8 protein-coding genes are annotated in these 8,607 nt (G+C 35.8%); 5 read left to right on the top strand and 3 right to left on the bottom strand.

What is annotated here, in order from left to right:
• Positions 1-111: 111 nt before the first annotated feature.
• From opp3b to M3196_RS19295, 4 genes are read left to right on the top strand one after another with little or no spacing between them, the layout of a single operon-like run.
• Positions 112-1,041: an oligopeptide ABC transporter permease gene (gene opp3b, locus M3196_RS19280; protein WP_077361701.1), complete on the top strand. Its 930-nt coding sequence runs from the start codon at positions 112-114 to the stop codon at positions 1,039-1,041.
• The gene (gene opp3C, locus M3196_RS19285) at positions 1,041-2,063 is read left to right on the top strand and encodes an oligopeptide ABC transporter permease (RefSeq protein WP_251323971.1); all 1,023 of its coding nucleotides are present in this window, start codon (positions 1,041-1,043) and stop codon (positions 2,061-2,063) included. The genes opp3b and opp3C overlap by 1 nt, the downstream gene beginning before the upstream one ends.
• Before the next feature lie 21 nt (positions 2,064-2,084).
• Positions 2,085-3,104 (top strand): ABC transporter ATP-binding protein, encoded by a 1,020-nt coding sequence (locus tag M3196_RS19290; RefSeq protein WP_251323972.1) that lies wholly within the window; start codon positions 2,085-2,087, stop codon positions 3,102-3,104.
• Entirely contained in the window at positions 3,104-4,102 is a 999-nt protein-coding gene (locus M3196_RS19295) for an ABC transporter ATP-binding protein (protein ID WP_251323973.1), read from the top strand. The genes M3196_RS19290 and M3196_RS19295 overlap by 1 nt, the downstream gene beginning before the upstream one ends.
• 104 nt (positions 4,103-4,206) lie before the next feature.
• Here M3196_RS19295 and M3196_RS19300 read toward each other — a convergent pair whose 3' ends face one another.
• A complete protein-coding gene (locus tag M3196_RS19300; RefSeq protein ID WP_251323974.1) occupies positions 4,207-5,364 on the bottom strand; it encodes a hypothetical protein in 1,158 nt (385 codons plus the stop codon).
• Positions 5,361-6,494, bottom strand: a complete 1,134-nt coding sequence (locus M3196_RS19305) for a ThiF family adenylyltransferase (protein ID WP_251323975.1) — start codon at positions 6,492-6,494, stop codon at positions 5,361-5,363. Before M3196_RS19305 ends, M3196_RS19300 begins: the two co-directional genes overlap by 4 nt.
• Before the next feature lie 454 nt (positions 6,495-6,948).
• Between M3196_RS19305 and M3196_RS19310 the strand changes: the two genes are divergently transcribed.
• Positions 6,949-7,800, top strand: coding sequence for a DegV family protein (locus tag M3196_RS19310; RefSeq protein WP_251323976.1), 852 nt, complete (start codon positions 6,949-6,951; stop codon positions 7,798-7,800).
• Positions 7,801-7,833: 33 nt separating this feature from the next.
• Here the strand turns inward: M3196_RS19310 and M3196_RS19315 are convergent, their stop codons facing one another.
• Positions 7,834-8,373 (bottom strand): HD domain-containing protein, encoded by a 540-nt coding sequence (locus M3196_RS19315; protein WP_251323977.1) that lies wholly within the window; start codon positions 8,371-8,373, stop codon positions 7,834-7,836.
• Positions 8,374-8,607: the final 234 nt, after the last annotated feature.

Here is an 8,607-nt window from a genome sequence, read left to right on the forward strand (position 1 = left end):
GTCGAAAAAAAAATATTTTCTATTGATATAAAATATTTTGTCCCTTAAGATAGATATTACAGAAAGATTTCAAAATATTAAGGCTTGAAACATTTGGGGGAGGTGTTTGTAATGTTGCGCTATATTACTAAGCGAGTGTTTGCCATGTTCTTAACACTGCTGATCATTGCAACGATTACATTCTTTTTAATGAAATTATTACCTGGTTCTCCTTTTAACAACCAAGAGAAGTTAACTGAGTCCCAGCGCTATGCACTTAACGAAAAATACGGGTTAAATGACCCGGTGCCTGTTCAATATATTAATTATCTAGGGAAATTGGCACAGGGTGATTTAGGATATACGTTCCAGTTTGATGGACGTACCGTGAATTCTATGATTGCAAACGGTATGGGCCCATCTGCTACAGTCGGGTTTGAAGCACTTGTATTTGGAACATTAGTTGGCTTGATATTAGGGATCGCAGCCGCTCTTAAACATAATTCGTTTATCGATTATGGGGCAATGGTCATGGCTGTATTTGGGATAGCAATTCCGTCCTTCGTTTTTGCAGGACTTTTGCAATACTACGTTGGTGTAAAGCTTGGATGGCTTCCAGTTGCATTCTGGAATGGTCCTGAGTATCACATCATGCCAGCATTCTCTCTATCCGTAGGAGTAATTGCAACAGTGGCACGTTTTATGCGTACAGAAATGCTTGAAATATTAGGAACAGATTATATTCTTATGGCACGTTCTAAAGGGATAAGCAAACAAGCCGTTATTATTAAACACTGTGTCCGTAACAGTATGATTCCAATCATTACTATACTTGGACCTATGGCAATCGGACTAATAACGGGTTCCCTTGTAATTGAAAACATATTTGCGATACCAGGTATTGGTGAACAGTTCGTAAAGAGTATCAATCTAAATGACTATCCAGTTATTATGGGTACTACTTTATTCTATAGTTTCTTAATCATAGTAATTATTTTAGTTGTTGATATCCTTTATGGAATCATCGATCCTCGTATTCGTGTTGCAGGAGGTAAATCATAATGAGTATGTCAGAAAGAAAACTAACACCTGATTTATTTCGCCCTGCAAATCTGGATACAGGTAAAGGCGAAGAAATTACAAAGCCAAGCTTAAGCTTTTGGCAGGATGCTTTCAGACGATTAAAGAAGAATAAAGCCGCAATGCTTGGGCTTTTTGCAATCGTATTCATTATTGTATTTTCACTTATTGCACCATCTTTAAGTAAGTATGGCATGGATGATCAAGAACTAATGCGTGCAAATTTACCGCCTAAAATTCCAGGGTTAGAGAAGATTGGATTCCTGGGAGTAGACGGAGTAGATATTCGTGGTGTAGATCAGTATGAAATGAAGAATGTACCAGCTGAAGATAAATTTTGGTTTGGTACTGACCCACTTGGACGTGATCAATGGGTTCGTGTTTGGAAAGGTACACAAATCTCTCTATATATCGCATTTTTAGCAGCAACCATTGATTTGATCGTTGGTGTTGCATACGGTGGTATCTCTGCTTTTTATGGCGGCAGAGTGGATGACGCCATGCAGCGTGTAGTAGAAGTATTAGTCGGTATTCCGAATCTAGTTGTTATTATCTTGTTTATTATCATACTGGATCCAGGGATTCTCTCAATCACACTCGCGCTCGTTATAACCGGTTGGATAGGAATGTCCCGTATCGTACGTGCGCAGATCCTGTCATTAAAAAACCGAGAGTTTGTATTAGCATCAAAAACACTTGGTTCAACAAACGGCCGTTTAATTACAAAACACTTATTGCCAAATACACTTGGTGCAATTATTGTAACAAGCACATTTACAATTCCAGGAGCTATTTTCTTCGAAGCATTTCTAAGCTTTATCGGTCTCGGTATTCAACCTCCGACTGCTTCACTAGGTGCTTTGATTGCAGACGGTTTTAGATCATTGCGTATCTATCCCCACTTAGCGATCTATCCTGCATCCATCATGTGTATCTTGATGATCAGCTTTAACTTGCTAGGGGACGGATTGCGTGATGCGCTTGATCCGAAAATGAGAAAATAGTATAGGAAGGAGATTTTATAAATGGAAAAACTTTTAGAATTAGATAACCTTCATGTCTCCTTCCAGACGTATGGGGGAGAGGTTAAAGCCGTCCGCGGTGTTAGCTTATCATTAGAAAAAGGGGAATCACTAGCAATCGTAGGTGAATCCGGTTCTGGTAAATCCGTTACTTCAAAAGCAGTAATGAGACTATTGCCAAATAAAATTGGTTCAATTAAAGAAGGCGCAATCCGTTTCCAAGGGAAAGACCTTGCAAAAGCGACAGAGCGCGAGATGGAAAAAATTCGCGGTGCTGAAATCTCAATGATCTTCCAGGATCCGATGACATCTCTAAATCCAACGATGACTATCGGGAAGCAGATCATGGAAGGGCTTCGCAAACACCAAAACATGAGTAAAAGCGAAGCGAAAGAGCGTTCCATTAACCTTTTAAAACTTGTTGGAATTCCTAATCCTGAACTGCGTGTGGAGGAATATCCGCACCAATTCTCTGGCGGAATGCGTCAGCGTGTTGTAATCGCTATTGCATTAGCATGTAATCCGAAAGTTTTGATTGCGGATGAACCGACAACAGCACTGGATGTTACAATTCAAGCTCAGATCTTGGACTTGATGCGTGACCTTCAAGATAAAACAGGAACAGCAATTATCCTTATCACGCATGATTTAGGAGTAGTTGCAAACCTTGCACAGCGTGTAGCCGTAATGTACGGTGGTATGATCGTTGAAACAGGTACAGTTGATGAAATCTTCTATAAACCGAAACATCCATATACATGGGGCTTACTTGCTTCCATGCCAAAATTAAATGCAGATTCAAAAGAATTATTAGCAATCCCAGGAACACCGCCTGACTTAATGAATCCTCCGAAGGGATGTCCATTTGCAGCGCGTTGTCCATATGCGATGGAAGTGTGTTTGGAGCATATGCCTGAAGCGACTAATGTTTCTTCATCGCATAAAGCTGCTTGCTGGTTATTAGATGAGCGAGCGCCGAAAGTTGAACCGCCTGAAGCGGCAGTAGTTGGGGGTGCTCGATAATGGCAGTTGTAGAGAGAGAAAAGTTACTTGAAGTTAAAAATCTTAAAAAGTATTTCCCAGCTGGAAAAAAGGGTGTTCTACAAGCAGTAGATGATGTCTCGTTTGATATTTATAAAGGAGAAACACTAGGTCTAGTAGGAGAGTCTGGTTGTGGTAAATCTACAACTGGACGTACAATCATCAGACTTTATGATGCAACAGATGGGGAAGTATTCTATGAAGGTGAAGACGTTCACGGAAGAAAATCCCGTTCTGATTTAAAGAAATTTAATCGCAAGATGCAAATGATCTTCCAAGATCCATACGCATCATTAAATCCTAGAATGACAGTTAAGGATATCATTGCTGAAGGTATTGATATTCATGGATTAGCAAAAACAAAGAAAGATCGTGACAATCGTGTTTACGAACTTCTTGAAACGGTTGGATTGAACAAAGAGCACGCTAACCGATATCCGCATGAGTTCTCTGGTGGTCAGCGTCAGCGTATCGGGATCGCTCGTGCACTAGCTGTAGATCCAGATTTCATCATTGCCGATGAGCCTATTTCTGCGCTAGATGTATCCATTCAGGCGCAGGTTGTTAACTTGATGATGGAACTACAAAAGGAACGCGGACTTACTTATCTATTTATTGCCCATGATCTATCTATGGTTAAACATATTTCTGATCGTGTAGGTGTTATGTATTTAGGAAATATCGTGGAGCTTACAACAAGTGATGAGCTTTATGAAGAGCCGCTTCATCCTTACACACAAGCTCTTTTATCAGCGATTCCTGTTCCGGATCCTGAGTTAGAAAGAAGCCGTGAACGTATCATCCTTGAAGGTGATGTTCCAAGTCCAATCAATCCTCCGAGCGGTTGCCGTTTCCGTACACGCTGCCCGCATGCAATGGATGTATGTGCTGCTGTAAAGCCAAAATGGCAAGAAGCTCGAGAAGGGCACTGGGTAGCTTGTCATCTTTATGATGAAGAAGCTGTAAAACAGAATAATTAATATATTTTAAGCAGTGCCTTGTAACAGGTACTGCTTTTTAGCTAAGATAAAAATTATAAAAGGCTGAAAAAGCTATACTTTTTCAACCCTAAAAGTAAATAGAATTAAACATTATGATTAACAGCCTTTGTTTCTTTCATTTTGTTAGATGCACCCTTTAACCAGATCACTGATTGAAGTAGCAACAATAATAATGTAAGAAATCCATCAAGAAATATTAATTTATTGTTTTGAAAAGCTGAAAATTGCTTTATGGCGTTTTCAATGGTCGTATATAAAATCGGTATAGAATAACCAAAAAGTATAAAGAAAGCAATACCAAGTCCAATTATATAAAATGATGCAAAAACTATTGTGTGTAAACGTTCTGACTCTGGTATTTCCATTTCACCTTTATTTTTGTTAATGAGTTGCATTAAAAATAATTTAGCATTTTCATGCAAATTACTAATATTTAGTACATTAGTTAATACATAATAAATATCAGTTCTTAAGAATATAAGGAAATGCCAAAGGAATCTGAAAGTTAAAATTAAAGTAATCAGCTTTGAGTATGAGATAAAAAATGAATCTTCCAATGTGGTTTGAACGAAAACCGCAGCAAATAACAAAACACAATCAAACATTATACCGCCCAGAAATACAATATATCGATGCTTTTTGCTGACTGACCAAAGATTTGTCATATTTGCTTCAACAACTAACCAATGCATTCTTAAACTCAGATTGAATGTTACTGGAACTTTAAATTTTGAAGCTGCTAAATAATGCCCTAATTCATGTAAGAATGTTAAAATCCATGATGTTAAAAATATTATAAGAAAATTCACTCCCATAAAATCTACTAAAAAGAAATCATCAATTTGAGGTAATAACCTAGGATTAAAAAAAATCATTGATATAGAAGAAAAAATTAGAATGCAATACACAAAGTAAGCAAAAGTATTAAAAAATATTTTTGAAGTAATAACTTTAATTTTTGAATTACTCATCTCAATATATTCATTAAGAAATTGTCTTTCATCGATTTGGAATACAAGGTTTAATTCATGAAGTGTACTCAAAAAATCTAGTACATCTACGTCAGGACATAAGCTTTGAATATCTTTAATTGTATATTTTCCATTACAATAGTTGATTACTCTTACAGCTTCATCAGGGACTTTAATATAATTTTCTGTTAATACGTCTCCAATTATAAATTCATCACCATCTTTTTGAATGGAAAGCTTTAAAACCACTAATGAATTTTCTTTAATCATGAGAAGACGCCTTCTGTTCTGCTTATTTTAGTAAGTTCATTAAAAGGGATGGGTTCACTGAATAGCTGTGAATTTGAACATGTAGGGCAATAATTTACTTTTTTAATAAGGTATTTATTGTATTCAATATTCTCTATATTGTTTATATCTGCCGTAAATGATGTTTCTTCATCTTTATTTAAAGAAAGCAAACTTTTACTTGTTTCTGTAGAGAATACACTAGCCATTAATGAAATATTTGGTGCATATGCCGTATTTCTACCTGAAAAATTATAATCTAAAGCATCGTTCAATTGATTTTCAAAGCCTTCAACATTTTGTAAGGAGTTAATTAAATAGCAGTCAAAACAGGAGGACTCTGGAACTATTTTTTGTAAAACAATTCTTGAATTAGTCACGCCGCCTTGCAAAAAGGTCTTTTTAAGATATGTACATGCAGAGTTTACCCATCTAGAAGACATGATAGGTGGCTGGTCTATCCCATTAATAATAATATCTGCTTCATCAATTATAGTTAATAATTCTTTTGAATTCGTCACTTTTAAATTATGCATTTCGATTTCAACGTCATTGTTTATTTTTTTTAGCCTCTCATGAGCTGCTTGAGTTTTTAATTTACCAATATCTTCTTGAGAGTAAAGGAACTGTCTATTTAAATTGCTTAATTCAACCTTATCATAATCAAGTCCAATTATTTTTCCGACACCCATTCCAGCTAAGTTGGCAGCAATTAGGCTGTTCCCGCCTATTCCTAGAATAGCTACTTTGGAATTAATCAGCTTTTCCTGTAAAAAGTCATTTGAATTATGCAGATTAGAAAAGTTGGAAAAGAAGTTCAAGTTTGCTCTATACCTATCCAGTTGTTCACTTGATAAATTTGTAACTCTGTCAGCATCTTCTAATAGGTTAAATTCATCAAACGTCGTTATTCCTTCTTTAATCTGATCTAAAGGAACTCCTAAACCTTCTGAAAGTCCTATTAAATCTTTCTTGCCATCTAAAGCATTAATAAAATTTTCGACAGATTTATCAGCATCTTCAATTTCTAAAGCTTCACTTTCAAAGCCAATACGAATTTTATTTCCAATCCTTACAATCGGTTTGTATATATCTTTAAACTTTGGTTTCATCGTAATCACCTCATTTTTAATGACACAGGGACCGCCCCTGATAAAGGCGATCCCTGCAAGGTACTTATGCGTTGTGAACAGCAAGAGGAGCAAGTTTTTCAACTTTTTTGATTTTAATCTTTTTCATTATAATTACCTCCTTTTAATGGCATTGATGTAATTTTATGTAAGTTAATCTATTTACATTTTATATGAATATTCGCTCAATTCCAACAAAATATGTTTAATATTGGAAAAGATAGTTCTTATGGCATTTTTTAATTTCGTAAAGTGACTTTTATACTATAATGAAAGATTTTCTTTTTAATACTAGACTACGGGTACGCTATTAATAAAACTGCTTAATTTCAGTAGATTATTTTTTATGTTAAAATAAAGAGAATGTGTAAAACGTATACAAAATTATCGTTGCACATCCCTACTATTGATCGAGAAGCAGAAAAGGGGTTCATACATGAAATTAAGTTTTATCGTTGATAGCTCAAGTGATCTTAAAATAGATTTAGAAAAAATGATTGTACCTATAACAATTGTCCCATTAAATGTGCAGTTTGGAGAAGACCAATATTTAGATGGCGTTAATATAACAGAAGATGAATTTTATCAAAGAATGGCTCGTGAACCTGAGCTTCCTAAAACAAGCCAGCCATCACCTCAATCATTCTTTGAAGCATTTCACAAGGAATTGAGCAAAGGCAATGAAGTTATATATATCGGTATTTCTTCTAACTTGAGCGGTACTGTTCAAAGTGCAACAATTGGGAGAAGCATGCTTACCGAAGAGGAACAAGAGAGAGTTACGATTATCGATTCTGGAATTGCTTCTGGCGGTGTACAAATCTTATTAAACGAAGCGATCGAAATGTCTAAAAATAAAGCTTCCTTAAGCGAGATTGTAAGTCAAATTGAAAAAACAAAGGCAGGAATTAAAGCTTATGTACTTCTTGAAACACTAGAGAACCTTAAAAAGGGCGGAAGAATCTCAGCAGTTCAAGGTGCTATAGCTGGCATGCTGAATATTAAACCAATGATTTCTATCATAGATGGAGTAGTTGAAACAATTGGCAAGTTTCGCGGAAGTAAAAAAGGGTTAACTAAAATGAAAGAAATCATTTTAGAGTGGAAATCAGAAAATCCAGAGAAGACGCTTTATTTAATTCATAGCTATTCTTCTACCGAAGAAGTTAAAAATGAATTTGATGAATTGTTTAAACTAGACAGCTTTCCAAAAGTAATCTTTACCCGATTCGGAAGTACAATTGGAACTTATTCAAGTGAAAAAGCTATCGGTTTTGTAGCCTATTAATATGTAAGAACGTTAAAAACACTCTTTTCCTTCTTAGGAAACAGAGTGTTTTACTTTTTCTTCTTCATTATACTCATCTACCATTTCATCTAATTTTTTGATCATGGTTAATGCTTTTATATCACTGACTGTTCGGTAGTGATGTGAACCGCCTGGCTCTTCGTCTGCTTCATCAGCAAGAGCAACAACCTCTTGAAGCGGGTTTAACTTTAATGAGCCAGCTGGAAGATAGGAATCTGTGTGAAGTAAAATAGCCAGGGCAATTTCTTTCGCTCTTTTGCGATCTTCCCCTAAGGATACTAAAATACGGTGGGCACGTTCTGCACCTTTAATGGCATGGATATCATTATCTTTATACATGTCGTAGTCCCAGTGACCGTTTTTGTACCATGTATAATGGCCAATATCATGCAAAAAAGCAGCTTTTGTTGCCATATCAGGATCAACGCTATGTTTCAAAGCTAATCGATATGCGTGGTACGCAGTTGAAATCGCATGTACCATTCCCGAACGTTTCACGTATTTTTGTACATGAGGATGTTTGTATAAATCCGTCAAGGTAACTTTTCTCATAATAAGATTTCTCCTTTCTGTAAAAATGTATATTGTTAAATACTTTACCACCAATTGGACAATATATCAACTTCTAAAATGCAAAAAGAAGCGTGAAAACGCTTCTTTCAGACCGTAGACAAAACCCCTTTTCAATATAAATTGAAAAGGGGTTTGTCCTGTTTTTAACGTTTTTTAGATAAGATATCAAGCTGGGCATGGCTCTTGCCATGTCCAGTTTGCCAGTTTTTTAAG

The organism is Fictibacillus nanhaiensis, from assembly GCF_023715445.1.
GTDB lineage: Bacteria > Bacillota > Bacilli > Bacillales > Fictibacillaceae > Fictibacillus > Fictibacillus nanhaiensis_D.

Bases quoted from the DNA above. Each gene is read 5' to 3' on its own strand.
- opp3b (WP_077361701.1), top strand. From the start codon at position 112: ATGTTGCGCTATATTACTAAGCGAGTGTTTGCCATGTTCTTAACACTG.
- M3196_RS19290 (WP_251323972.1), top strand. From the start codon at position 2,085: ATGGAAAAACTTTTAGAATTAGATAACCTTCATGTCTCCTTCCAGACG.
- M3196_RS19300 (WP_251323974.1), bottom strand. From the start codon at position 5,364: ATGATTAAAGAAAATTCATTAGTGGTTTTAAAGCTTTCCATTCAAAAA.
- M3196_RS19310 (WP_251323976.1), top strand. From the start codon at position 6,949: ATGAAATTAAGTTTTATCGTTGATAGCTCAAGTGATCTTAAAATAGAT.
- M3196_RS19315 (WP_251323977.1), bottom strand. From the start codon at position 8,373: ATGAGAAAAGTTACCTTGACGGATTTATACAAACATCCTCATGTACAA.
- opp3C (WP_251323971.1), top strand. From the start codon at position 1,041: ATGAGTATGTCAGAAAGAAAACTAACACCTGATTTATTTCGCCCTGCA.
- M3196_RS19305 (WP_251323975.1), bottom strand. From the start codon at position 6,494: ATGAAACCAAAGTTTAAAGATATATACAAACCGATTGTAAGGATTGGA.
- M3196_RS19295 (WP_251323973.1), top strand. From the start codon at position 3,104: ATGGCAGTTGTAGAGAGAGAAAAGTTACTTGAAGTTAAAAATCTTAAA.